The following is a 24,863-nucleotide window of genomic DNA, read 5'->3' as shown; positions in this document are numbered from 1 at the left end:
GCACATGTTCTACACGATCATAGAGCAGGTCGTTAACGGCATCGTATCAGGATCGGTCTATGCGATCGTTGCGGTCGGCATGACGATGATTTTTGGCGTGCTGCGCGCCATCAACTTCGCGCATGGCGAATACTATATGCTCGGCACCTTCGGGGCCTGGTTCGCCATCGAATATTTCGACCTGCCTTATCCGGTAGCAGTCGTGATCGGTGTGGTCGCCACCGCCGTCATCGCCGTCGTGGTCGGCAATTTCGTGATGCAGCGGATCGTCGGAGCGCCGGCCGAGGCCGGCGTGCTCGCGACCCTCGGCGTCGCGCTGATCCTGCAGAACACCGTCATCCTGGTGTTCGGTGGCAGCTACAAGTTCTTCTCCGGCGGCTATATCGAGCCGGTGACGCTGTTCGGTTTCACACTGGCCGAGCAGCGCATCCTGATCATCATCGTCAGCCTCATCGTGTTCGTCGGCCTCGAGCTGATGGTCACCTACAGCCGGATGGGCAAGGCGATGCGCGCGGTGTCGCAGAACATCGAGTGCTGCGCTGTGGTCGGTATTGACGTCCGTCACATCGCGCTCTGGACCTTCATCCTCGGGGCTGGGTTGGCGGCGCTCTCGGGCGTGTTGACTGCGCCCGTGAACGTCAGCGTCTACGGCGGCATGGGCGAGCTCATCACCTTCAAGACGCTGCCCATCATCATCATGGGCGGACTCGGCAACGTCCGGGGCACGTTCGTCGCGGCGATGATCCTCGGTATCGCGGAGAGCCTGGTTGCCACCTATGTCGGGCTGCAGTTCCGCGACACCGTGGGATTTGCGACCCTCATGCTGGTGCTGATGTGGCGTCCGCACGGGCTCTTCTCCGCGCAGGCCCGCTTCTGACTACCATGGATGTGACATGACTGAGATCGTCCGAGACCAGACCATGGCACCAGCCGAACTCCCTGTTGCGGCGACGGGACGGGATTTTCGCGTTCCGTTTGGCCTCGCGCTCGGCGCGCTGGCATGCGTCGCACCGCTATTCCTCGGCAATTACCCGCTGCACGCGATTATCATCGCGCTGATCTTCCTGCTGCCGGCCCATGGTCTCAACCTGCTGCTGGGATACACCGGGTTGCTGTCGCTGGCGCAGGCAGCGTTCTTCGGCATTGGGGCCTATACGTCGGCGCTGCTGGCAGTCCAATTTCGGCACGCCGTTCTATCTGAATTTCCTCGCCGCCGGCCTTGTGACGGGCGCAATTGCGGCGCCGCTCGGAATTCCCGCTCTGAGGCTGCGTACGACGTCGTTCGTGATGTGCACGCTTGGCTTCGTCATCATCGGTCAAGCCATCGCTAAGAACTGGATCAGCCTGACGCGCGGCGACATGGGGTTGGCGGGGATCCCAAAACCCTATTTCGCGCTGGGGCCCGCCTCGTTCACGGTCTCCGGAACCGTCGCCTTCTACTATTTGACGCTCGTCATCGCTGCGCTGGCAACGCTGGCCGTCTACCTGATCGTTCGGTCGCCGGCGGGCCGCAACATGATCGCCATTCGCGAGAACGAGACGCTTGCCGAATCCGTTGGCATTCCGACCTGGCACTACAAGCTCGTCGTCTTCATGATCAGCGCTGCCTTTGCGGGGCTCGGCGGCAGTCTCTATGCGCATTATCTGACCGTGGTCAGCCCGCTGACCTTCCAGATGTACTATTCGACGACGATGCTGATCATCGTGCTCGGCGGCGGGGCGGGGACCATCTCGGGCGTCATCTTCGGCAGCCTGCTGTTCGTCGGGCTCACCGAAGCGCTGCGCGTCGCCCCGGAGCTGCGCATGATCGCCTATGGCTTCTTCCTGCTCGGCCTGGTGTTCTGGTTCCCCAGCGGATTCGCGCCGCTGATCGGCCGCTTCTGGTCATTCCTGGAGAAGCGCAAATGAACGGGCTGCCGATCCTCGATATCTCCGGCCTCTGCAAGTCCTACGGCGCCGTGCGCGCTGTGGACTGGGTGGATCTGCATGTCGACCGCGGCGAGATCTGCGGCTTGATCGGCCCCAACGGCTCCGGAAAGTCCACCTTCTTCGATTGCGTGACCGGGCTCGCAAGACCGAGCGCGGGAGCTGTGAAGCTCGACGGTCAGGACATCACGGGCTGGTCGCTCAACGATATCGCCCGTGAAGGCCGCATGCTGCGCTCGTTCCAGAAGACCGTGGTTTTCTCCGCGCTGGACATCGAGGAAAACCTCGTGATCGCCGGCCAGATGTTCACCTTTCCCGGCATCTGGTCGACGTTCGGGATCGGCGCCGCCGCGGGCAATCGCGTCGCGGCGCTCAGGGAACGGGCACGCGAGCTGATCAGGATCGCCGGTCTCTGGGACGTGCGTTTCCAGCCGGCCGGCAAGCTCTCGGGCGGCCAGCAGAAGCTGATCCAGTTCGCCTCGATGCTGATGCCAGAGCCGAAGCTCATTCTGCTCGACGAGCCCATGGCCGGCATCAATCCCAAGCTGATCGAGCGTGTGGTCGAGAGCATCCGCCTCGCCAACACCTCGTTCGGCGTCAGCTTCCTCATCATCGAGCACAACATCGACGTCGTCACGAGCCTGTGCAAGCGCGTGGTCGTGCTCGACCAGGGCCGCAAGCTCGCGGAAGGAACGCCCGACGAGATCGTCCGGAACCAGGCGGTGCGGGAGGCCTATCTCGGTGGTTGAACCCTCTCTCTCGATCAAGGGCCTGCGGGCCGGCTACGGCTCGCTCGACATCCTCAACGGCGTCGATCTCGACGTGCCGCAGGGACAGTTCGTCGCGCTGATGGGGCCGAACGGGGCGGGCAAGTCGACGCTTCTGAAGACGCTCTATGGCATGACCACGGTCAAGGGCGGCAGCATCAACTGGCAGGGCAAGGACATCAGCGCACTCAAGTCGCGCGCGATTCTCGCCGAAGGGATCTCCTGGGTGCCACAGGGGCGCTGCAATTTCCCTGTCATGACGGTCGACGAGAACCTCCAGATGGCCGCCTATACGCTGCGCGACAGCAAGGTGAAAGCGGAGCGGGATTATGTCTACAACCTCTTCCCCATCCTGAAGACGCGCCGCAACACGCTGGCCGGTAACATGTCGGGCGGCGAGCAGCAGCTGCTCGAAGTCGCGATGGCGGTGCTGCAGCGGCCAAAGATCCTGCTCGTCGACGAGCCCTCGGTCGGTCTGTCGCCGACCGCGATCGGCATCGTGTTCGATGAGCTGCTGCGCATCAACGCGGCCGGCCAGACCATTCTGTTGGTCGAGCAGAACACCAAGAAGGCCATGGCCGTGGCGCAGCGCGCCGTCATCCTGCGGCTCGGCAAGGTGATCTGGGACGGGCGTCCCGCCGACATCACCCATGACGAGCTGGGCGAGCTCTTCCTCACCGGCCGCATGCGCGGTGAGACCGACGTCGAACAATGATCTAGGCGTCCGCCCGGCAGGTGGACGGCATTCGCAACGCAAAGGACGACAACAGTGACGATCTTCGTGCCGGCCGCGCGCGTCTCGCGCATCAAGATATCTCCGACCACGGCGGCGTCCGCCCGCGTGCGCGAGCTGAAGGCCGCCGGCCGCGACATCGTCGACATGGCGATCGGCGAGCCTGATTTCGACACGCCGGATCACGTCAAGGCGGCCGCGCACGAGGCGATCGATCGCGGCGAGACCAAATATACCGCCGTCAACGGCACTGTCGCCCTGCGCAAGGCGATCATCGCCGACTACAAGCGCCGCCTTGGCCTCGACTATGCCGACAACGAGATCTGCGTTGGGGGCGGCGCCAAGCAGATCCTGTTCCTCGCGCTGATGGCGAGCGTGGAGGAGGGCGCCGAGGTCATCGTTCCCGCGCCCTATTGGGTCTCCTATCCCGACATGGTGATCGCCAATGACGGCAAGCCCGTCATTGTCCGCTGCTCCGAGAACCAGGGGTTCAAGCTAACGGCGGAGGCGCTGGAAGCCGCGATCACGCCGAAGACGCGCTGGCTGATCCTGAATGCGCCCTCGAACCCGACCGGCGCGGCCTATTCCCGCGCAGACCTCAAGGCGATCGGCGACGTGCTGCTGCGTCATCCCGACGTCCTCGTGCTCTCGGACGACATCTATGACCAGATCTGGTACCGCGACGAGCCGGCGACGACGCTTGCCGCCGCGGTGCCCGAGCTCAAGGACCGCGTCCTGCTCGCCAACGGGGTGTCGAAGACCTATGCGATGACCGGCTGGCGGATCGGCTATGCCGCCGGTCCCGCGCCGCTGGTCGCCGCCATCAACAAGCTGCAATCGCAGATGTCGTCGTGCCCATCGTCGATCAGCCAGGCCGCGGCCGCCCATGCGCTGACCAGCGACCAGTCGTTCGTTCGCGACAGCGTCAAGCTCTACAAGGAGCGCCGCGACTATGCCTGCGCACGGCTCAATGCGATCCCCGGCCTGTCCTGTCTGGTGCCTGACGGTGCCTTCTATCTCTATCCCGGCTGCGCCGGCGTGATCGGCAAGACCACCCCGGGCGGCAAGGTCATCGAGAGCGATCTCGATTTCGTACTCTATCTGCTCGATGATGTCGGTGTCGCCGCCGTGCAGGGCGCGGCCTACGGGCTCTCACCTTATTTCCGCCTCTCGATTGCAACTTCGATGGAGGCCATCAAGGCCGCCTGCGACCGCATCGAGAAGGCCTGCAGAGCGCTGCGCTGAGTGCGAGGCCGGACTTGCCTGCCAAATCGGCGCGCAAGCGAAGAAACCGATTGAAATCAATAGGCTAGATAAAGGATAGTATCGATCCAGACCGTGTTTCCATGAACGGCCGAGCGGGCGCTGCCCGTTCGGTTGAGGACCAGCGTTCGACACAGATGAGCGTCGATTTCAGGAAGCTCAAGAGCTTCGTCAAGGTGGTCGACGCCGGCAGCGTCTCGCGCGCCGCCGGCCTATTGCGCACGGCGCAGCCGGCGCTGTCGCAGCAGATCGCAGCGCTCGAGAGCCATTTCAAGCACAAGCTGCTCCTGCGCAGCAATCACGGCATCGTCCCGACCGAGGCTGGCCTCATCCTCTACCGTCATGCGCAATTGCTGCTGAAGCAGATCGAGCAGGCCCAGATCGACATTGATCAATCGAACAAGGCGTTGGCCGGCCGCGTCTCGATCGGCCTTGCGACCTACTCGGCGTCAAGCACTCTGTCGCTGCCGATCCTGAAGGAGATGTCGACGCTGCATCCCCAGATCATCGTCCATATCAACGACAGTTTCGGCCATGTGCTGAGCGAGCTGATTATGACCGGCAGAATGGACATGGCCATGATCTATGGCTCCGGCCCGATCAAGGGTGTCAAGCTGCAGCCGCTGTTCCGCGAGGAGCTGTTTCTTGTTTCGCCTGCTGGGCCGGGCGCGAAGAAGCCGGCGGACGAGCCGCTGCCACTGTCGGCGCTGGCCAACGTCAAGCTGTTGCTGCCGAGCCAGGGGCACTTCCTGCGTCGGCTGATCGACGAATCGCTGGCGCGGGCCCGGGTGGCGCCGAACGTCGTCTCCGAGATCGAATCCGTCTCCGCGCTCGGTGCGGCCGTGACCGAGGGTCTCGGCTCGACCATCCTGCCGGCCTCGGTGGCCGCGAGCGCGTCGAGCTTTGGCGGTGTCGAGGTGCGGCGGCTGGTTCGCCCTGCGATCGAGGCAACCGTCTCGCTGTGCATCTCCGACCATCTGCCCTTGTCGGAGCCTGCGCTCGCCACGCGATCGGTGCTTCTAACCGTGGTCGAGAAGCTAATGCGCAGCCATCCGCAGGGCATTCGATCGGTCTAGGCGCCACGGCCGAACGTCAAAGCCGCGCGCCTGCATGCGCAGTAGCCGCAGCGCGTCGGTTTCGCCAGGCCATAAACAAAACCTATGGCGGCAGACGGGAGTTGTGGTGGTCGGTCGCAATCGCATTTTCTACGCTCGAAGACAATCGCTTCGAGGAAACAGATGGCCAAGCTCGCATTCGATACCGGGGGAACCTTCACCGATTTCGCGCTGCTCGACGACAAGGGCGAATTGCATCTCCACAAGGTGCTGAGCACGCCAACTAACCCTGCCGAGGCCGTGGTTCGCGGTGCGTCCGAGCTGCTCGAACAATTCGGTAGTGCCGTCGATCTCAACGGGCTGCAGGTGCTTGGCGCCACCACCGTCGTCACCAATGCGGTGCTGGAGCGCAAGGGTGTCAAGACCGGCTTCATCTCGACAGCCGGCTTCCAGGACATGCTGCGCATTCGCAACGAAGGCCGCTACGACCTCTACGATCTGAACTTGAAATATCCGGATCCGCTGGTGACGCGTGCCAACAGCTTTGGCGCGGTCGAGCGTATCGCGGCCGATGGCGAGGTCATCACCGCGCTGGAGGAGGAGACGGTCCGCGAGATCGCCGGCCGGCTGCGCGAGGAGGGCATCAAATCCGTCGCCGTCTGCCTGCTGCACGCCTACAAATATCCTGATCACGAGCAGCGAATCGCTGCGCTGCTTCGTGAGGAAGACCCGGACGTCTTCGTGTCGCTGTCATCGGAGGTTTGCCCGGAGGTGCGCGAGTTCGACCGCGCCTCGACCACTGTCGTCAACGCCTATACGCGGCCGCAGATGTCCGGACACGTCGCCCATCTCGAACGGGAGTTTGCGGCCAGGGGTATCAATCGCCAGGTGCTCTGGATGACCTCGTCGGGCGGTCTCGTGCCGAGCATCCGCGCCGCTGAGCTGCCGGTGCGCCTGATTGAATCGGGGCCAGCCGCGGGCGCGGTCGCGGCCGCCGAATTCGGCCGCATCGCCGGCGAGGGCAGCGTGCTGTCCTTCGATATGGGCGGCACCACTGCAAAACTGTGCCTGATCCCGAACAGCGAGCCGACAGTCGGCACCGATCTGGAGGTCGCGCACTATCATCGCTTCCGCAAAGGCTCGGGCTTCCCGCTGAAGATCCAGTCGATCCGCATGATCGAGATCGGCGCTGGCGGTGGCTCGATCGCCGCGAAGAACCCGCTCGGCCTGCTCGATGTCGGACCGCGTTCGGCGGGCGCGCTGCCGGGACCGGCCGCCTATCAGCGCGGCGGCACCGAGCCGACGGTGACGGACGCGGATATCCTGCTCGGCTATATGGGCACCGGGTCCTTCGTCGGTGGCTCGTTCAAGGTGTCGAAAGATGCCGCGCTCACGGCCATGACGAGGCTTGCATCCTCGCTTGACGTCAGCGTTCCCCGCTGCGCCTGGGGTATCCACGATCTCGTCAACGAATCCATGAGCAAGGCGGCGGCGGTGCACGCGACCGACCTCGGCGTCGATCCGCGCAGCCTGCCGATGGTCGCCTTCGGCGGCGCAGGTCCGGTGCATGCCTATGGAATCGCGCGCAAGCTCGGCATCAAGCGCATCATCTGCCCGACGGGCGCCGGCGTCACCTCGGCGATCGGCCTGCTGATCGCGCCGGTCGCGGTCGATCTGTCCGCGAGCTTCCCGATGCAGGTCGACAATTGGGATTTCGCGGCGATGGATCGCCTGCTCGGCGATCTCGCGGTCCAGGGCGCCGAGGTGGTCCGTGCCGCTGGCGTTGCGCCGGAGACGTTCACCAACACCTACACGGTCGACATGCGCCACGTCGGCCAGGGGCACGAGATCACGGTTGCGCTGCCGGATCGCAGCTTGCCGCCAAAGCAGTTCCACGAGGAATTGCTCGGCAATTTCTACAAGCTCTATCGCGAGCTGTTCGGCCGCACCGTTGCGGGCTCATCGGTCGAGGTGATCACCTGGCGGCTGCGATCCAGCGGCCAAAAGGATCAGGTGACCCGCCCGCACACACGACATGCCGCCGAGGCCAGGAAGGGCACGCGCTCTGTCTATTTCAGCGAGCGCGGCGGTTTCGTCGAAACGCCAGTCTATGACCACTACAAGCTGCCCGTCGGCGAAGAGATCCAGGGGCCCGCGATCGTCGAGCAGCGGGAGTCCACCGCGGTCATCGGACCGAGCGGCACGGCTCACGTCGACATCAACGGCAATCTCGTGATCAATATCGCCTGAGGACGACGCACCATGTCCGTGAACGCTGCCGATTTCAACGATCCGATCAATCTCCAGGTGATGTGGAATCGATTGATCTTCATCGCTGACCAGGCCGACATCGTGCTCGGCCGCACCGCGTTCTCGCCGATCGTGCGCGAGAACCACGACTATGTGACCGTGCTGCTCGACAGCCGCGGCCGCGCGCTTGCGCAATGCACCTGGTCGATTCCGGTGTTCATCACCTCGCTGCCGGTGGCCGCGCAAAAATATTTCCTGCCCAGGTTTCCGGCTGAGACTCTGGAAGAAGGCGATGTGCTCGCCACCAACGATCCGGAGATCGGCACCGGGCATCTGCCTGATGTGACGATGATCACGCCGATCTTCAAGAACGGCAAGGTCGTGGCCTATGCCGGTTCGATCGCGCATCTGCCTGATATTGGCGGCGCTCCCCTGCATTCCGAAGCCAGCGACATCTTCGAGGAGGGAATCCGCTTCCCGATCGTGAAGCTGCACAAGGCAGGCGTTCCGAACAAGGACGTGCTCGACATCATCGCCGCCTCGGTTCGCCTGCCGACCGAGGTGATGGGCGATCTCGAATCCATGGTTGCAGCCAACAATGTGATGGGCCGCGAACTGGTGAAATTCCTCGACGAATACGACCTCGACAGCATCGACGAACTGGCCGACGCCATCCATACGCGATCCGAGGCGCAGACGCGGCGGGCGATCCGGCAATGGCCTAATGGGACCTATTCCGCCGAGGTGCTGCTCGACGGCTACGACACGGATGTGACCTTGAAGGCCTCCGTCATCGTCCGCGACGATTCCATCCACGTCGACTATGCCGGCACGTCAGACCAGGTGCTCCATTCCATCAACTGCCGGACCAATTACCGCTACGCCCATTCGGTCTACGCACTGAAATGCCTGCTCGACCCGGATACGCCGAACAACGAGGGCTGCATCACCCCGATCACCGACGAGGCGCCGCTTGGCTCGATCCTCAATCCGGAGCAATGGACGGCAGGCAATTCGCGTAATCTGATCGGCCACGTCATTCCCTCGCTGATCTTCAAGGCGCTGGAAGGCGTGGTGCCGGTCAAGGTGATGGGCGACAGCGGCGGCGCGCCGATCTGGGCCGCCAACTGCGTCGGCCGGCGCGACGACGGTTCGCAATACGGCTCGGTGCAGAATTTTCACGGCGGGCAGGGCGCCCGCGCCGAGTTCGACGGTCTGGACACGCTGAGCTTCCCGTCCAATTGCAGGGTCACCGCGATCGAGATGTTCGAGATCGCCGTCCCCGCGCTCACCGAGTGCAAGGAGCTGATTCCGGATTCCGGCGGCGCCGGCAAAAGCCGGGGCGGGCTTGGCCAGCGCGTCATCTTGCGCAATCTCGGGCGTAATCCGATGAACATCTATCTTGCCTCCGAGCGGGTGCGTCATCCCTGCTTCGGGGTCGTCGGAGGCCGGTCCGGCAGCGCCGGCAAGGTGCACAAGAACGGCGAGCCGCAATTTCCCAAGGGCAAGGTCGTCCTGAAGACGGGTGACCGCCTGGAGGTCGAGACGCCGGGAGGCGGCGGCTGGGGCAAGACGTCGGAGCGCTCCGCGGCCGCGATCGAGCTCGATCTCGCGGAAGGGTTGATCACGCCGCAGGCCGCGAGGCAGATTTACGGCCATCAGCGCTCAAGCCTGGCGGCGACGGCCGCCGAATAGGAGAATCATGAGTCTGCTCGACGGAAAGATCGCGCTCGTCACCGGCGCGGGAACGGGGATCGGACGCGAGACCGCGATCCTGCTCGCCCAGGAAGGTGCGAGGGTTATCCTGACAGGACGCCGGATCGGCCCGCTCGAGGAGGTCGTCACGTCGATCGAGAAGGCGGGCGGCAAGGCCATCGCCCGCGCGTTCGATGTCGGTTCCCGGGACGCGATCCTGGAGACGGTTGCCTGGGTGAAGAGCAATGTCGGACCGATCGACATTCTCGTCAACAATGCCGGCAGTGCCAGCAAGGTGCTGAACGCGCGCTTCATCAGCGAGGCCGAGTGGAACGCCACGGTGAACGTCAACCTCACCGCCGTGTTCAATCTCACCCAGGCCGTGCTGGAGGACATGATCGCGAGGAAGGAAGGCACGGTGATCACGGTGTCGTCGCTCGCGGTCGTCAATCCGAACCTGCTCGGCGGCGCGGCCTATGGCGCGGCCAAGGCCGGCGTGAAGAATTTTATGACCTTCCTGCACAACACCTATCGCAACCAGGGCATTCGCGCGACGACGATCTTGCCCGGCGAGACCGATACCCCGATCATGGACAATCGCGCCCGGCCGCCGCTCGAAGGCGAGCGGGCCGTGATGCTTCACCCGCACGACGTTGCACGCGCCGTGCTGCTCTGCGCCAGCCTGCAGAAGGGCGCAGTGATCCCCGAGTTGCACATCTGCCCAACCTTCATGCGCGACACCTCGGCCGATATCGAGATGGCCCGGTGGGTCGGTGCGCCAGAAGGGCTGAGCGACAAGCCAAAGATCTGACAGAGAAGGATCTCCCATGAATGGAGCCAAACTGCGCGAGCGCCTTGCCAAGGGCGAGGCGGTCACGATGCTTACACCGCATCACGCTTCGTCGGGCCTGGCCGTCCGTCTGGTCGAACTCGGTGCCGATGCAATCTTCGTCGATTGCGAGCACGGGACCTGGAGCTTTGAGGACGTGCGTGTGACGGCCCAGGCCATTCGCGGCGCGGGCGGCGCCGCCATCGTCCGTCCGCACTCGCATGAACGGCCGGTTCTGATCCGTTATCTCAATGCCGGCGCCGACGGCCTGATGGTGCCAATGGTCGATACTGCCGACCAGGCGCGTGCGATCGTCGACGCCGTGCGCTACGCGTGCCCTGCCGACCACGAAAAGCGGTTGATCGTTGCAATGATCGAAACGCCGAGGGCGATTGACGACATCGATTCCTTGCTCGCGGTGGAAGGCATTGATGTTTTCTTCATCGGGCCTGGCGACCTGTCCCAGAACATGGGTTATCCGCCGGCTCCGCCCTTCGGAGAGCCGAGACCCCAAGCCGTCGTCGAGCGGGTCGATCTTGCGGTCAGGAAGATCCGCGCCGCCGGCAAGATCGCCGGGACACTTGTGACGTCTGACGAACTACCGTTCTGGCGCGACCGGGGCGTCAAATATTTCTACATCCATTCAGACCCCTTCCTGCGGATCGGTTTGGCCGGCATCAAGACATTGCTTGGGCGGTGATAGGCCCCGGGGCCGGACTTGTCCGGGTTGCCGGCGATTTGCTCACCCGCTGCGAATGTCATCGTCGCGCCCGGGTTTTAAAGCATCGGTTCGAACTGGCAGTGCACGAGCATCTCGGAGACCGACGCGTTGTTCGGCAGCATGAGTGCGGTTTCCACCAGGCGGGCGATGTCGCCCGGCTGGCTCATCTCGTGGCGGGGAATCTCGTCGTCGTTCAGCGTCATGTCGGTGGCAACATAGCCCGGGCAGATCACCGTCGCCCGGATGCCGGCCGCACGTCCCTCCCGGCGAATGCCGTGGGTGAGCGCAACGACAGCGAACTTGGTCATGGCATAGCCGACATTGCTTCCCACGCGCTTGCCGGCGAGGGACCCCAGATTGATGACCCGGCCATGTCCGCACACGGCCAGATGGGGCAGGGTCGCCCTGACGAGGCGCAGGGGCCCCTTGACGTTCACGCGCCACATCTCATCGAGCTCGTTCTCGCCCTCGTCGGAGACCCGGACCTTCGGATTGATGCCGGCCGCGTTGACGATGGCGTCGATCCCGCCCCACCGTGCGACTGTCGCGTTGACCCAGGAGATCGGGCTCCTGGCGTCTTCGGCATCATAGCGGTACGTCATGAGCCTCTCGCTCTCGGCGAGGCGGCTCGGATCGCGAAGCCCCGCCGATACGCGGAAGCCCGACGCCAGTAGCCGGTCGACGACCGCACGCCCAATGCCGCGCGAAGCTCCGGAGACCATGACGATCCGATTGCCGACTTCCAACATTCTGGTCCGTTTCCCGGGGGTGAGAATAGCGTTGCAAAATGTAGGGCGATACGCGCGAGGACGAGTAAGAGAAATTCACTCTGCCTGCATCGGGTGGGCTTATGGCTCGTGCACCCGACGAGTTAAGGCCGGGATATTGGATGTCCTTATGAGGGCAGAACAAATCCGCTGTATGCCTGCGTCGATCTCCGCACGTAACTTCCCGCCGCTCGGCCTGACTGCAAGAGAGCCCTGCGGATGGGATTTTCGGACTACCGAACGGCGTTGGTGACGGGCGCGTCCTCGGGAATCGGGGCTGCGACGGTTCGTCGCCTCCGTGCCGAGGGGCTCGAGGTCCACGCGCTGGCGCGGGATGTTCGCCGGCTAGCCAGCCTGTCGGCCGAGACCGGATGCCGCGCCGGTGCAGTCGACGTGAACGACCACGACGCCTTGATGCGCCTTGCCGGTTCGGCCGAATTCGATGTTCTCGTCAACAATGCCGGCCAGTCGCGGCGCGGCAATATCCTGGAGATGGCATCGGATGATGTCGACACGCTGGTCGACGTCAATCTGCGCGCGGTCCTGCACCTGACGCGATTGATCGCACCTGGCATGGCGAGGCGCAACCGTGGCCACGTGGTCAACGTCTCCTCGATCGCGGGCCATTACGCCTTCGGCGAAAACGCCACGACCTTCAACTCATCCGTGGCCTATCACGCGACGAAGGCGGGCATTCATTCGCTCTCGCAGCAATTGCGCGTCGACCTCTACGGCACCGGCGTTCGCGTCACCGAAGTCTCGCCCGGGCGCGTGGCGACGAGCATCTTCCAGAACCAGAACACCACCGACAATCCGGATGCCCGGTTCGTCGGCGGCTTCGAGACGCTCCAGTCCGAAGACATCGCCGACGCCATTGCGTTCGCGGTGGGATCGCCGGCGCGGATGAACGTCGCGATGATCGAGGTCGTACCCACGTTCCAGGTCGTTGGCGAATTGCGATTTGCGAGCCGATCCGAGGCCGCGCGTTTGAAAGAAATGAGAAGTGGAGCTGACAATGCCTGAACTCGCAAACCGCCTCAAGACTGTGAAGGTGTCGGCCTCGGCGGCGATGACGGACAAGGCGCGCGAGCTCCGCGACGCGGGTGTCAAGATCGTCGGCTTGTCGTCCGGCGAGCCCGATTTTCCGACGCTGCCGCATGCGATCGAGGCCGCACATCGGGCCGCCCTGGCCGGCGATACCAAGTACCCGGCGCAGCCGGGGACTGTCGCGTTGCGGACCGCGGTCCAGCGCAAGTTCAAGCGCGAGAACAATCTCGACTACGCCCTCGACGAGATCCTGATCGCCAACGGCGGCAAGCAGATTATCTTCAACGCGCTGTTCGCCACCTGTAATCCCGGCGACGAGGTCGTCATTCCCGCGCCCGGCTGGATCACCTATGCGGACATCGTTCTCCTTGCAGAGGCGACGCCCGTCGCCGTGCCGTGCCCGGAGAACAACCAGTTCAAGCTCCGCCCGACGGACCTGGATGCGGCGATCACGCCGCGGACGAAGTGGCTGATCCTGAACTTTCCCAACAATCCGACCGGCGCGGCGTGCACGCGCGACGAGATGCGCGCGATCGCCGACGTCATGCTGAAGTATCCCGACGTCTGGATTCTCACCGACGATATCTACGAGCACCTCACTTATGATGGTTTCGAATTCTGCACCATCGCGGAGGTTGAACCGAGACTGAAGAACCGTGTCGTGACCGTGAACGGCGCGTCAAAGGCCTACGCCATGACTGGCTGGCGGGTCGGCTATTGCGGCGGCCCCAAGGACCTGATCGCTGCGATGAACAATGTCCACGGTCAGGCGACCGGTGGAATCTGCACCCTGAGCCAGGCGGCGGCGGTTGCGGTCCTGGATGGGCCGCAGGAGTTCCTGAAGGAGCGTGCGGACATCTATCGCGACCGGCGCGATCTGGTGGTCAAGCTGCTCAATCAGATCCCCGGCATCACCTGCCACAAGCCGGAAGGGGCCTTCTACGTGTTCCCGAATATCGCCGGTTGCATCGGCAAGACCACAAAGGGCGGGCGCCGGCTGGACACCGATGCCGACTTCATTTCGGCTCTGCTGGAAGAGCAGCATGTCGCGGCCGTACCGGGCGGCGCCTACGGCATGAGCCCGTACTTCCGGATCTCCTACGCGACCGATACCGAATCGCTCAAGGAAGGCTGCCGGCGTATCGCGAACTTCTGCGAAAGCCTGCGCTGACGCGTCGATATGTCAGGGGGCTTGGCCCTCGGCGGAGAACCAAAGATGCAGCCAGCGGCATTCGTCGACCAAGATCGGAGCAGTATGCCGAACCAATTGTCATAATCCTTCCTGATGCCCCTAAACGAAGATGTTCTTGGTCCTGTAGGGTGCCGACGCATAAGCTTTGTGCAAAGAGGGGTATTGCCTTGGTATCGCGCAGTCGAGGACGGCCAGCGATGACCACCAGCGACGATGCGGTGGCGATTTTGAGCGTTGAAGCTCCTCCGGCAGCCCGGCGGCGACCGCGGTGGCGCCTGGCTTTGCCGGTCGGGCTCCTTGCCGTCCCGATGCTGGCATTTCTCACATACTTCTTCTTCTATCCGGCGCTGGGGCTGCTGCTCTCGAGCATCCAGACGCAGGACAGCCGCGGCATCATCGGGCGCCCGTTCACGCTCGCGCACTACGCGCGTCTGATCAACGTCGAGCTCTATGCGCGCGTGCTTTGGACAACGCTGCGGATCAGCATCATCACCTCGGCGCTCGCGACCGTGCTCGCCTATCCGGTTGCGCTGGTGATGGTCAAGAGCCGTCCGATGGTCACGCGGATCATCACGCTGATCGTCATTGCGCCCTTGATCGTCAGCGTCGTCGTTCGTGGATACGGCTGGCAGCTGGTGCTCCAGAACGGCCCGAAAGGGATGTTGAACTGGATCTTGATGACGCTGCACGTCGTCGACGCACCGATATCGGTTCTCTACACCGAAGTGGCCGTCGTCATCGGATCGCTGCACGTGTTCTTCCCGATGATGGTGCTGCCATTGGCGTCGGCGCTCGGCAAGATCGATCCCAATCTCGAAGATGCCGCCCGCATGCTTGGCGCTCCATGGTGGAGGGTGTTCCTCCGGGTGACGTTGCCGCTGAGCATGCCCGGCTTCGTGGCGGGCTTTACCCTCGTATTCTCGCTCACGGCCGGCTCCTTCGTCATTCCCGCGATCCTGGGCGGCGCCTCGGCGGTCATGCTCGGCAACCTGATCGAGCAGCAGATCTTCGTCGTCTACGACTGGCCGTTCGGCGCCGCGATCGCCGTCGTTCTCGTCGGCCTCGTCCTCGCGGTGAACGGCGTCTCGATGTGGCTTCTGGAAGGCCGGCGTCTCAGGAGACCCGACTGATGGACGAGCGGTTTTCAGGCTACGGCGCCTTCATCCTCTACACCATCACCGCTGGCATGATGCTGTTCATCCTGGCCCCGCTGCTCCTCGTCATGGCGGTGTCGGTCTCCGATTCCTATTTCGTGACCTTCCCCCCGCAAGGCTTCACGCTGAAATGGTACGCCAAGGTTCTCCAGGACCGAGACTTCCTCGAGGCGATGAGGCTGAGCATTCTGCTCGCGCTCGGCACGACGGCGGGCTCGCTCCTGTTCGGCGTGCCCGCGGCCTTTGCGCTGGTGCGGGGCAGGTTCTTCGGCCTGGCGGCGATCAAGGGGTTCTTGCTGTCGCCGCTGATTTTCCCGGCGCTGGTCACGGGCCTGGCGCTGCTTCAGGTCCTGACCAAGCTTGGCTCGCAGGATGCGCGGCTCAATCTCCTGATTGGGCACGTGGTCGTGACGTCGCCCTATGTCATCCGCACCGTCGTCACCAGCCTTCAGCTGGTGGATGAGAACCTGGAGGATGCCGCGCGCACCCTCGGCGCAAACCGGCTGACGACCTTCTGGCGGGTGACGCTGCCGCAGATCGCCTCCGGCGTCGCCGCCGGCGGGCTGTTCGCCTTCATGGTGTCCTTCGACAATTACCCGGTCACGATGTGGCTGGCGAACTCCGAATACTCGCCCGTACCGCTCGTTCTGATGCGGCAACTGGTCAACGTCTTTGACCCTTCCGTGCCTGCAATGTCGACGATCATCATCCTCATGGCGATGGTCGGTGTCCTGCTGCTTGAAAAGCTGGTTGGCCTTCGCCGCGCGCTGGCCGCCTGATGTGCATTGGTAGATGGAGATTGGACCCATGAAGCTGACACGTAGGACTCTCATTAAAGCCGGTGCATCTGCGATCGCCTTCCCGACGATCATCAGCCGGGCGTCGGCGCAGGATGCCAAGCAACTGCATGTCGGCGTCTACAATTCGGCGCTCGGCAAGCTTATCCAGAAAGAGGTCATTCCCAAGTTCGAGGCCGAGTTCAAGTGCCGCGTCTTCACGATCGAAGGTGCGACGCTCTCCAACATCGCCGCTCTTCGCGCGACCCGCGACACGCCGCGCTTCAGCATGATGATGATGGACGACGTCGGCATTCCCCAGGCCAAGCAGGAAGGGCTGATCGACAAGCTCGACGCGAGCAAGATTCCCAATCTTGCGAAGGTCTATCCGCGCTATCTGTTCGAGGAGGATTATGGCGTCGGCTTCTCGATTTCGAGCGCGGCCATGTTCATCAATCCGCAGGTGACGAAGCCGCTCGAGAGCTACGAGCAGATCTTCGACGCCAAGTATCGCAAGCAGATCCTGCTGAATACGCCCAAGAACACCCAGAGCGTGCTGATGCTCATCGTGGCGACGGCGCTCACGACGGGCAAGCCGCTGAAGGAGGCGCAATACCTGGTCGATAGCGGCTGGGACAAGCTCGCAATGCTCAAGCCCAACGTCCTGACGATCTACGACAGCGAGGCGCAGGTGCTTCAGGTGGCGCAGGGGCAGGCGACCATCGGCGGCATCGAATATTCGAAGGCGATCTATCCGCACACGGCGAAGGGCATGCCGATCGACATGACCTTCCCCAAGGAAGGCGCGTTCACCGGCATCAACAGTATGACGCTGGTCAAGAATGCGCCTGAGCCGGAGCTCGCCTGTGCCCTGATCAACCGCATTCTGGAGCCCTCGGTCGCCAAGATGCTGTCCGAGCAGACTCTCAGCGCGCCCTCGGTGGGCGGTATCGACTTCAAGCCGGAGACGGCCAAGTTCCTTGCCTATCCCGACACCAAGGCAACCGATCTCGGGCTGTTCACGCCGGACTGGAAGTTCATCGTTCCGCGCCGCGGTCCGTGGCTCGAACGCTACAATCAGGTGTTCACGAGCTAAGGCAGGGTGCCATGAGGTCTTCCGAAGTCAGGCTTGACCGCCTCAGCAAGGAATACAACCGCACCGTCGCGGTCGACGATGTCTCGCTCACGATCGAGCCGGGCCACATGGTTGCGCTGCTCGGTCCGAGCGGATGCGGCAAGACGACCTGCCTGCGCATGATCGCGGGGCTGATCCGTCCGACATCCGGCGACGTCTTCGTGAACGACAAGAAGATGACGGACGTTCCGGTGCACCGCCGCAACGTCGGGATGTTGTTCCAGAACTACGCGCTGTTTCCTCACCTGACCGTCGAGGAGAACATCGCATTCGGTCTCGAGATGCGCGGGATATCCAAGGCCGCTGCCGCAAGGAAGGTGGGCGAAGCCCTCAATCTGGTCCAGCTGTCGAGCTTCGGGAAGCGCTATCCGGCGCAGCTCTCCGGTGGTCAGCAGCAGCGCGTCGCACTGGGGCGCGCCCTGGTGATCGAGCCGGCGATGCTGCTGCTGGACGAGCCGCTCGGGGCGCTCGACAAGGGACTTCGCGAAAGCATGCAGGTCGAGCTGCGTGCCCTTCAGCGCAGGCTCGGGTTGACCACCATCATGGTGACCCACGACCAGGACGAAGCCCTGACGATGGCCGACAAGATCGTGGTGATGCGCGATGGCAAGCTCGAGCAGGTCGGCTCGGCGACCGAAATCTACCAGCGTCCGGCCTCGAAATTCGTCGCGCAGTTCATCGGCGCGTCAAATCTGTTTGAGGGTCTCATCGAGCAGCGAAACGGAAGCGGAGCGGTCATTCGTGTCTCGCCCGAATTGAGCCTCCAGGTCGACCAGATTCCGCAATCGGCAAGCGACGTGATGGTCTCGATCAGGCCCGAGGCAATCGTGGTCGAGCGCGTTGGCCAGAGCCCGACGGCGCAACGCGCCAATAGCGTGACGGCGCGTGTCGACCAGGCCATTTATCGCGGGTTTGTCAGTCACTACTACCTCAAGACGCCGAGCGGCGGCCAGATCATCGTGTTCGAGCAGAATCAATCGCAGCAAGCGGGACTTCGATACGCCGTGGGCGAGGAGGTTGTCGCGCGATGGGAGTCCCCGAGCAATCACGTCATTGCCCGTCACTGAAGCTCGGAACGAACGCGACGTCTCGCGGGCAATCGACATCCCTTATACCCGCAGACGAACATCGTCTTGGATCGGCTTGCGCCGCTTGGCTAGATCTAGGGGTGGCAGCGCCACGTGCGTTCGATCAGCGAGGCCCTTTTGTCGATTAATCAGCCCAACGCCCCTTTTGTCGGCACGATCGAGAAAAGTCCGAAGATCAGCCTGATCGGCACACTTGCAATGCTGGTTGAGGCACCGGGTGACTTCGACCTGGTCCAGCAGGGCCGCATCTGGGCCCTTGCGGATGCGGTTTCTACCTGGCCCAACGTCCAGGAGGCCGTCATCGGCGTCACCAATGTGATGCTCGTATTCGAGCAGCCGCCGGCGGATATCGGCATGCTCGGCGCCTCGATCGTCGAACTGTGGCATCGCGTGCCGAGCCGAAAGGCCGACGGCCAGCTCATCGAAATTCCCGTGATCTACGGCGGGGAGCTCGGCTTCGACCTGCCGGCGGTTGCGAGACGCGCCGGATTGTCCGAGCGTGACGTCATCAGGATTCACAGCGAAGGCGAATACACCGTGTGCGCCGTCGCGAGTTCGCCGGGTTTCGGATATCTCCACGGTCTCGATCCGCGCATTCACATGCCGCGCAAATCCGTGCCGTCGCTCAACATGCGGGCGGGCTCGGTGACGATCGGCGGGATGCAGACGGGCGTCGCGGTGCTGACAAGTCCGAATGGATGGAACGCGATCGGATGGGCATCGGTCACCATGTTCGATCCACAGAGTGAGCAACCGTCCCTGATGCTTCCGGGCGATCGCGTCAGATTCATAATCGATCGAGTCGAGCTGTGATCGAGATATTGACCAGCCCCGCCTTTAACACCATCCAGGATATTGGCCGCCACGGCGCGCGTCGTTTCGGCGTGAGCACGTCCGGCGCCATGGATCCCGTCGCGCTCGCCGCCGGCAATGCGCTGCTCGGCAATGAAGATGGTGCGGCCGGCATCGAGATTCAGACCTTTCCGTTCCGCCTGCGCTTCCAGACAGATACTACGTTTGCGCTCACTGGCGCCGATCACGACTCGACGCTGGCGGGATCAACCGTCCGGCCGTGGTGGTGCACGCAGGCAAGGGCGGGCGACGTTCTCGCGATCACCGCGCCGCGACGTGGCGCGCGGGTCTACACGACGTTCGGCGGCGGCATCGATGTTCCGCGCGTGCTGGGCTCGCGTAGCACTCATCTGCGCGGCGGCTTCGGCGGGCTCGAGGGCCGTACCTTGCAGGCGGGCGACGTCGTGCCGATCGGGAGTTCGTCGCGCGGCAGCGTGGGCCGCTTCGACTTCGGTGTGGCGCCGCCGGATGTCGCGATTCCAGGCGCCGCTCCGGCGGATGACCGTGGGCTGCGGTTACGCGTCATGCGGGCCGGCGAGTTCGACCTGTTCTCGGAGGAGATGCGGGCGACGTTCTGGTCGACGCGATGGAAGATCAGCGGCCAGAGCGACCGGGGCGGCTACCGTCTCACCGGCGGCAAGCTGACATTGGATGCGCCGGTCGAGATGCGCTCGCACGGCGTGGTGGCTGGCGTCGTGCAGGTGCCGCCGGCCGGCGAGCCGATCATCCAGATGAGCGACGCCAATACGGCCGGTGGCTATCCGAAGATGGCGGCCGTGATCCAGGCCGATCTCTGGCGCCTCGGCCAGGCGGCGCCGGGATCGTTCATTGCCTTCAGCGAGGTGAGCTACCAGGACGCGGTCGCGGCCATGGCTCCGGTCAACGACTACCTCGCGAAGTTGCGTGCGACCGCGGATCTCTATCGAGAGCTTTGAGTGGACGTCAACAATAACAAGAGCAGGGTACGAACATGAAAATCGGCATCAATTCGGACATGGGTGAAGGATTCGGCAATTATCGCATCTGCGACGACGAGGCGCTGATGAGCATCGTCTCATCGGCCAACGTGGCGTGCGGTTTCCACGCCGGCGATCCCATCATCATGGATCGCATGGTTCGCCTGGCGAAGCAGAAGGGGGTCGAGGTCGGCGCCCATCCGGGCCTGCCCGACCTTCTCGGATTTGGCCGCCGCGTGATTCAGATGGACGCCGCCGAGCTCGAGAAGCACATGGTCTATCAGATCGGTGCGTTGCAGGCGATCGCGGCCAATGCCGGCCACCGCGTGACCCATGTCAGCTTCCATGCTGCGATGGGCAACATGGTCAATGCGGACCCCGATATGGCTGATGTCGTCGCCCGCGCGATCGCGACCATCAATCGCGATTTCATCGTGTTCTCGCAGCCTGATGCCGAGATCGTGCGCGCCGCGCGCAAGGTAGGCCTGCGCATCCTGACTCTGTTCCTGGCTGATCGCGCATATGACGAGAACGGCCATCTGGTGTCCCGCAAGCTTCCCAACTCGGTCGTCACCTCGACTGAAGCCGTGGCGGAGCGGGTCAAGCGGTTCCTGGACAGCGGGACGGTGCAGACCATCGAAGGCAAGTCGATCAAGGTCGAGGCGCGCTCGATCCTGATCCACAGCGACACGCCCGGATCGGTCAACCTCGCCGGCACGGTGCGCCGCGTGATCGAGCAGGGCGGCGGCGAAGTCACGCCCGCAACTGTCCTGCTCAATTGATAGGGCTGCTCCCGGCCAGCGGGCGGATGCGCACAATCGGCGTGCCGTAGCCGACCGTTGCGCCAGGCTCCGCGATCACGGCATCGACGGTGCCGGCGGCCGGTGCCACGATGGGCGCATACAAGAGCCCGATCTTGACGAGGCCGACGACCGCGCCGGCCTCGATGCGTTGACCCTGTGCGACGAACGGCTTGTCCCGCCAGGGATGAGCCGCAAGGAAATGCCCTGCGACGTCGGCTTTGGCGATGACGGAATGGTCTGCAGCGGGGGCAGCAAGCGTCGGTGACGCGGCCATCCGCGGACCCGTGTCGACGACCAGCTTCAGGGACTGGCCGGGCTCCTCGATTTCGATGGTGTCGACGCCGGATTTTTCGAGGATTTGCGCCAGACGCGCGATGTCAGTCAGCTCGATCGGCATGTTCTGGTCTCCTCGACAAGGTGAACATTGGTCCTGAGCCGATCGAGATAGGCCGACATCTCGGCCTCGGCTGCCAGCGCATCGGTGTAAGCCGTTTGTTCGAACCGCAGCTTGCCGCCGAGCCGCGCCTGCCCGACACGCCACAAGTCGGCCCGGATCACGGTTGCGATCTTCGGGTAGCCGCCAGACGTCTGCGCGTCGCGCATCTGGATGATCGGCTGTCCGTTCGGTGGAATCTGGATGACGCCAGGGACGATGCCGTGCGAGCGCTTCTCGATCGGCACCTCCGGCTTCACGGTGGGGCCTTGCAGGCGGTAGCCGTAACGGTTGCTCTGCGGCGTGATCTTCCAGCTGCTGGACCAGAACAGCGCCTGCGTGGTGGCGTCGAACCCGTCATATTCGCCGGCAATCACGACCCTGACGACGGTCTCGTCCGGCGTAGCGTTCGGCCGCACCAGCGTGATCTCGGCGGGCTCGACCCCGAGCTCACCGATCGTAGCGGTGGATGCCGTACAGGACAGGATGTCGCCGGCCTGGAGCGGCCGTCCGTGCCAGCCGCCGAACTCGCCGCGAAACTGCGTGCTGCGTGAGCCCAGCACCATGGGCACGTCGATGCCGCCGCCGAATGTCAGATAGCTTCGCGCACCGCGGGGCATTGCCTTGACGGTCAGGATATCGCCGGTACGGGCGTGCGACCGCCACCATGGCGGGATCACGCGTCCGGCGATCTCCGCCTCGACATCGGCGCCCGTGAGCGCAAAGGCCATGTCCCGGCCGAAACGAAGCTTGAACGGCAGCATCGGGATTTCGATGCCGGCGGAGTTCTCGTCGTTGCCGAGAAGGATGTTGCCGGCCCGCAGGGCGACATCGTCCATCGCACCCGACGTGCCGACCCCAAAGCGATACTGATCGAAGCGGCCGAGATCCTGGACGCTGGCGGGCCCCGTGACTGACACAATCTCGATCACCGGATCACCCGTTCGATCTCGAAGCGGATCGTATCGCCCGGCGCGAGTGCGGCTGGCGTCGGCCAGGACGGATCGAAGAAGGTCCAGCTCGTATGCCCGATGGCGTGCCAGCCGCTCGGCCCGGGGGAGGCGGAGACACCGGTCTGCGATCCGCCGATCGAGACCGAGCCGCCCGCGGAGCGTTGCAGCGGCGTCTGACGGCGCGGCATGGTGATGCGTCGATCCATGCCGCCCAGATAGCAATAGCCGGGATGGCTGCCGAGCGCGAACACCGTGTAGAGCGGGGCGGCGTGGATCGAGACCACGTCGTCGACAGACAGGCCGCAATGATCGGCGACGGACTGAAGAGACGATCCGATCTCGCCGCCATAGGTGACCGGCAACCTGATCTCGCGCCCGCTGATCGTGAGGCCTTCCGCCGCGTCCCAACCGTCGTTGAGAGCGGCGATCAAGGCGTCCAGCTCGCGCGGAGGGGTAGCGAAGGTCAGCATCAAATTGGTGATGCCGGGAATGGCCTCGCGGATCCCTGGCCATTTCGATGCAGTGGCCGCCAGCGACCAGATGCGCCGCTGGTGCGGCAGGTCGAATGCGCCCGGTGCCTCGAACAGGAGGGCCGATGTCCCGAGCAGGCTGATCCGCGGTCGGTCCGGGGCCGTCATGGCGCGGCCGCCCGCGCATTCATCCAGTGCTCGAGATGGTGGATGTCGTAGCCGCCACGGCAAAACGCGGGATCGGCGAGGATCGCCTGATGCAACGGCACATTGGTTCGGATGCCTTCGGCGCGTAGCTCGGACAAGGCGACGCGCGCACGCGCCATAGCTTCCTCGCGGCTGCCACCATGAGCGATGAGCTTGCCGATCAGCGAGTCATAGTGCCGGGGAACGGTGGCGCCGGCGGTGATATGCGAATCGACGCGGATGCCGATGCCGCCGGGAACATCCCAGCGCGTCACCATGCCGGGCGAGGGAGCGAAGGTGGTGGGGTCTTCGGCATTGATGCGGAATTCAATGGCATGGCCTACACGTGCGATGTCGCCTTGCGCGATGCCCAACGGCTCGCCTTGCGCGATGCGGATCTGCGCCTTGACGATGTCGATCCCCGTCGTGGCCTCGGTGACGGGATGCTCCACCTGGACGCGCGTGTTCATTTCGATGAAGAAGAATTGGCCGTTCTCGTAGAGGAATTCGAATGTGCCGGCGCCGCGATAGCCGATCCGCCGGCAGGCTTCGACGCAGCTTGCGCCCACCCGCTCGATCAGAGCGCGATCGATGCCGGGCGCGGGGGCTTCCTCGACCACCTTCTGGTTCCTGCGCTGAAGCGAGCAGTCGCGGTCGCCGAGCCAGAGATGATTGTCATGCTGATCGCACAACACTTGAATCTCGATATGGCGGGGCTTTTCGAGGAATTTCTCGATGTAGACCGCAGCGTTCTTGAAGGCCTTGCTGGCTTCCGCGCGGGTCAGCGCCAGCGCGTCGTCCAGCGCGCCTTCGCTGCGCACGATCCGCATGCCGCGTCCGCCGCCGCCTCCGGCGGCCTTGATGATGACGGGGTATCCGATGTCCCGCGCGATCGCGTGCACCTCGGACGGATCCTCCGGCAGGGCGCTGTCCGGCCCGGGCACGCAAGGCACGCCCGCCAGCCGCATCGCGCGCTTGGCCGCGACCTTGTCGCCCATGGTCCGAATACAATCCGCCGGCGGGCCGATGAAGGCGAGGCCGGCGCGCGCGACCCGATCGGCGAACTCCGCACTCTCCGAGAGGAATCCGTAACCCGGGTGGATCGCCTGGGCGCCGCTGACCTCGACTGCGAGCAGGATCGCCGCAACGTTGAGATAGGTGCTGCTTGCCGGCGCCGGCCCGATGCAGAGTGCCTCATCGGCGAGTGCGACATAGCGTGCGTCGCGATCCGCCTCCGAGTGAATGACGACCGTCTTGAGACCCATCGCCCGACAGGCGCGCTGGATGCGAAGCGCGATCTCGCCCCGGTTGGCGATCAGGACCTTGTCGAACATCAGGATGAACCCGCCGGCCCAATCCGGAACAGAGCCCGCCCGGCCTCGATCTCCTGACCATCCTCTGCGAGGATCGCAAGCACGACGCCGGGCGCCTCGGCGGCGATGTCGATGAAGGTCTTCATCGCTTCGATGATGCAGATCTTCTGCCCGGCCTCGATCCGCGTGCCGACCTCGACCAGCGGCGGCTCGTCCGGCGCCGCAGCCCGGTAGAAGATGCCATGCATCGGCGCCGGCACCACGATGTCGGCGGCAGCCTCGGGAGCTGGGCTGTCCGGATGATCGAGAGCAGGGGCCTCGACCGCTGCCCGGTTTGCAGGCGGACCCAGGGCCGCAGGCGCGCGCTTGAGGATGCGGATGCGGGTGCCGTTCTGCGTGAGGTCCAGCTCGGCGATGGAGGAACGCGTAACGAGATCGACCAGTTGTTCGATTTTGGAGAGGTCCACGGTCACGCTCCGCGTTGACGGCCTGTCGAGTT

General features: G+C 64.1%; 24 protein-coding genes and 1 pseudogene. 19 read left to right on the top strand and 6 right to left on the bottom strand.

Annotation, left to right across the window (positions count from 1 at the left end):
• The first annotated feature begins 4 nt into the window (after positions 1 to 4).
• From ACVWW6_RS34185 to ACVWW6_RS34140, 10 genes and pseudogenes are all read left to right on the top strand, one after another.
• The gene (locus tag ACVWW6_RS34185; protein WP_011086396.1) at positions 5 to 877 is read left to right on the top strand and encodes a branched-chain amino acid ABC transporter permease; all 873 of its coding nucleotides are present in this window, start codon (positions 5 to 7) and stop codon (positions 875 to 877) included.
• Between the two features lie 43 nt (positions 878 to 920).
• Positions 921 to 1,908, top strand: a pseudogene (locus ACVWW6_RS34180) (branched-chain amino acid ABC transporter permease).
• Positions 1,905 to 2,675 (top strand): ABC transporter ATP-binding protein, encoded by a 771-nt coding sequence (locus ACVWW6_RS34175; RefSeq protein WP_456682222.1) that lies wholly within the window; start codon positions 1,905 to 1,907, stop codon positions 2,673 to 2,675. Before ACVWW6_RS34180 ends, ACVWW6_RS34175 begins: the two are co-directional and overlap by 4 nt.
• The gene (locus ACVWW6_RS34170; protein WP_011086399.1) at positions 2,668 to 3,408 is read left to right on the top strand and encodes a branched-chain amino acid ABC transporter ATP-binding protein; all 741 of its coding nucleotides are present in this window, start codon (positions 2,668 to 2,670) and stop codon (positions 3,406 to 3,408) included. The genes ACVWW6_RS34175 and ACVWW6_RS34170 overlap by 8 nt, the downstream gene beginning before the upstream one ends.
• A gap of 54 nt (positions 3,409 to 3,462) precedes the next feature.
• On the top strand, positions 3,463 to 4,671 hold the full coding sequence (locus ACVWW6_RS34165) for an aspartate transaminase (RefSeq protein WP_028170717.1): 1,209 nt from the start codon (positions 3,463 to 3,465) through the stop codon (positions 4,669 to 4,671).
• A gap of 155 nt (positions 4,672 to 4,826) precedes the next feature.
• On the top strand, positions 4,827 to 5,765 hold the full coding sequence (gene nac / locus ACVWW6_RS34160; RefSeq protein ID WP_404522856.1) for a nitrogen assimilation transcriptional regulator NAC: 939 nt from the start codon (positions 4,827 to 4,829) through the stop codon (positions 5,763 to 5,765).
• 162 nt (positions 5,766 to 5,927) lie between these two features.
• Positions 5,928 to 7,994, top strand: a complete 2,067-nt coding sequence (locus tag ACVWW6_RS34155; protein WP_456682221.1) for a hydantoinase/oxoprolinase family protein — start codon at positions 5,928 to 5,930, stop codon at positions 7,992 to 7,994.
• A gap of 12 nt (positions 7,995 to 8,006) precedes the next feature.
• The gene (locus ACVWW6_RS34150) at positions 8,007 to 9,689 is read left to right on the top strand and encodes a hydantoinase B/oxoprolinase family protein (RefSeq protein WP_456682220.1); all 1,683 of its coding nucleotides are present in this window, start codon (positions 8,007 to 8,009) and stop codon (positions 9,687 to 9,689) included.
• A gap of 7 nt (positions 9,690 to 9,696) precedes the next feature.
• The gene (locus tag ACVWW6_RS34145; protein WP_011086404.1) at positions 9,697 to 10,500 is read left to right on the top strand and encodes an SDR family NAD(P)-dependent oxidoreductase; all 804 of its coding nucleotides are present in this window, start codon (positions 9,697 to 9,699) and stop codon (positions 10,498 to 10,500) included.
• Positions 10,501 to 10,516: 16 nt separating this feature from the next.
• Positions 10,517 to 11,218, top strand: coding sequence for an HpcH/HpaI aldolase family protein (locus tag ACVWW6_RS34140; RefSeq protein WP_011086405.1), 702 nt, complete (start codon positions 10,517 to 10,519; stop codon positions 11,216 to 11,218).
• 77 nt (positions 11,219 to 11,295) lie between these two features.
• Here ACVWW6_RS34140 and ACVWW6_RS34135 read toward each other — a convergent pair whose 3' ends face one another.
• Entirely contained in the window at positions 11,296 to 11,988 is a 693-nt protein-coding gene (locus ACVWW6_RS34135) for an SDR family NAD(P)-dependent oxidoreductase (RefSeq protein WP_011086406.1), read from the bottom strand.
• A 237-nt stretch (positions 11,989 to 12,225) separates the two neighbouring features.
• On the opposite strand from ACVWW6_RS34135, the gene ACVWW6_RS34130 reads away from it, so the two are divergent.
• The 9 genes from ACVWW6_RS34130 to ACVWW6_RS34090 all read left to right on the top strand — a co-directional run bounded on the left by ACVWW6_RS34130 (position 12,226) and on the right by ACVWW6_RS34090 (position 20,988).
• Positions 12,226 to 13,029, top strand: coding sequence for an SDR family oxidoreductase (locus tag ACVWW6_RS34130; protein ID WP_404522852.1), 804 nt, complete (start codon positions 12,226 to 12,228; stop codon positions 13,027 to 13,029).
• Positions 13,022 to 14,224, top strand: a complete 1,203-nt coding sequence (locus tag ACVWW6_RS34125) for a pyridoxal phosphate-dependent aminotransferase (protein ID WP_456682219.1) — start codon at positions 13,022 to 13,024, stop codon at positions 14,222 to 14,224. The genes ACVWW6_RS34130 and ACVWW6_RS34125 overlap by 8 nt, the downstream gene beginning before the upstream one ends.
• Before the next feature lie 218 nt (positions 14,225 to 14,442).
• A complete protein-coding gene (locus ACVWW6_RS34120) occupies positions 14,443 to 15,375 on the top strand; it encodes an ABC transporter permease (RefSeq protein ID WP_039184219.1) in 933 nt (310 codons plus the stop codon).
• Entirely contained in the window at positions 15,375 to 16,178 is an 804-nt protein-coding gene (locus ACVWW6_RS34115; protein ID WP_456682218.1) for an ABC transporter permease, read from the top strand. The genes ACVWW6_RS34120 and ACVWW6_RS34115 overlap by 1 nt, the downstream gene beginning before the upstream one ends.
• 28 nt (positions 16,179 to 16,206) lie before the next feature.
• Positions 16,207 to 17,271 carry an extracellular solute-binding protein gene (locus tag ACVWW6_RS34110; protein WP_231166689.1) on the top strand — a complete coding sequence of 355 codons (1,065 nt, stop codon included), beginning with the start codon at positions 16,207 to 16,209 and terminating at the stop codon, positions 17,269 to 17,271.
• Between the two features lie 11 nt (positions 17,272 to 17,282).
• Entirely contained in the window at positions 17,283 to 18,377 is a 1,095-nt protein-coding gene (locus ACVWW6_RS34105; RefSeq protein ID WP_456682217.1) for an ABC transporter ATP-binding protein, read from the top strand.
• Between the two features lie 138 nt (positions 18,378 to 18,515).
• On the top strand, positions 18,516 to 19,211 hold the full coding sequence (gene pxpB, locus ACVWW6_RS34100; RefSeq protein WP_039185074.1) for a 5-oxoprolinase subunit PxpB: 696 nt from the start codon (positions 18,516 to 18,518) through the stop codon (positions 19,209 to 19,211).
• Complete coding sequence (locus ACVWW6_RS34095; RefSeq protein ID WP_456682216.1) at positions 19,208 to 20,185, top strand: 5-oxoprolinase subunit C family protein; 978 nt, start codon at positions 19,208 to 19,210, stop codon at positions 20,183 to 20,185. The genes pxpB (ACVWW6_RS34100) and ACVWW6_RS34095 overlap by 4 nt, the downstream gene beginning before the upstream one ends.
• 35 nt (positions 20,186 to 20,220) lie before the next feature.
• A complete protein-coding gene (locus ACVWW6_RS34090; RefSeq protein WP_028170730.1) occupies positions 20,221 to 20,988 on the top strand; it encodes a LamB/YcsF family protein in 768 nt (255 codons plus the stop codon).
• On the opposite strand, the gene ACVWW6_RS34085 is transcribed toward ACVWW6_RS34090, so the two are convergent.
• Genes ACVWW6_RS34085 through ACVWW6_RS34065 form a run of 5 tightly spaced genes read right to left on the bottom strand, consistent with a single transcriptional unit; the run spans position 20,981 to position 24,831 of the window.
• A complete protein-coding gene (locus tag ACVWW6_RS34085) occupies positions 20,981 to 21,406 on the bottom strand; it encodes an acetyl-CoA carboxylase biotin carboxyl carrier protein (RefSeq protein ID WP_011086416.1) in 426 nt (141 codons plus the stop codon). The two genes, ACVWW6_RS34090 and ACVWW6_RS34085, sit on opposite strands and share 8 nt — an antisense overlap.
• Positions 21,391 to 22,374: a 5-oxoprolinase subunit C family protein gene (locus tag ACVWW6_RS34080; RefSeq protein WP_011086417.1), complete on the bottom strand. Its 984-nt coding sequence runs from the start codon at positions 22,372 to 22,374 to the stop codon at positions 21,391 to 21,393. Before ACVWW6_RS34080 ends, ACVWW6_RS34085 begins: the two co-directional genes overlap by 16 nt.
• Complete coding sequence (pxpB, locus tag ACVWW6_RS34075) at positions 22,371 to 23,033, bottom strand: 5-oxoprolinase subunit PxpB (protein ID WP_011086418.1); 663 nt, start codon at positions 23,031 to 23,033, stop codon at positions 22,371 to 22,373. The genes ACVWW6_RS34080 and pxpB (ACVWW6_RS34075) overlap by 4 nt, the downstream gene beginning before the upstream one ends.
• Positions 23,030 to 24,385, bottom strand: a complete 1,356-nt coding sequence (gene accC / locus ACVWW6_RS34070; RefSeq protein ID WP_011086419.1) for an acetyl-CoA carboxylase biotin carboxylase subunit — start codon at positions 24,383 to 24,385, stop codon at positions 23,030 to 23,032. The genes pxpB (ACVWW6_RS34075) and accC overlap by 4 nt, the downstream gene beginning before the upstream one ends.
• Positions 24,385 to 24,831, bottom strand: coding sequence for an acetyl-CoA carboxylase biotin carboxyl carrier protein (locus tag ACVWW6_RS34065; RefSeq protein ID WP_028170732.1), 447 nt, complete (start codon positions 24,829 to 24,831; stop codon positions 24,385 to 24,387). Before ACVWW6_RS34065 ends, accC begins: the two co-directional genes overlap by 1 nt.
• Positions 24,832 to 24,863 lie beyond the last annotated feature (32 nt).

The organism is Bradyrhizobium sp. USDA 3311 (assembly GCF_054062495.1).
The sequence above is the reverse complement of the archived record's forward strand: the minus strand, read 5'-3'. Positions and strand labels throughout refer to the sequence as shown.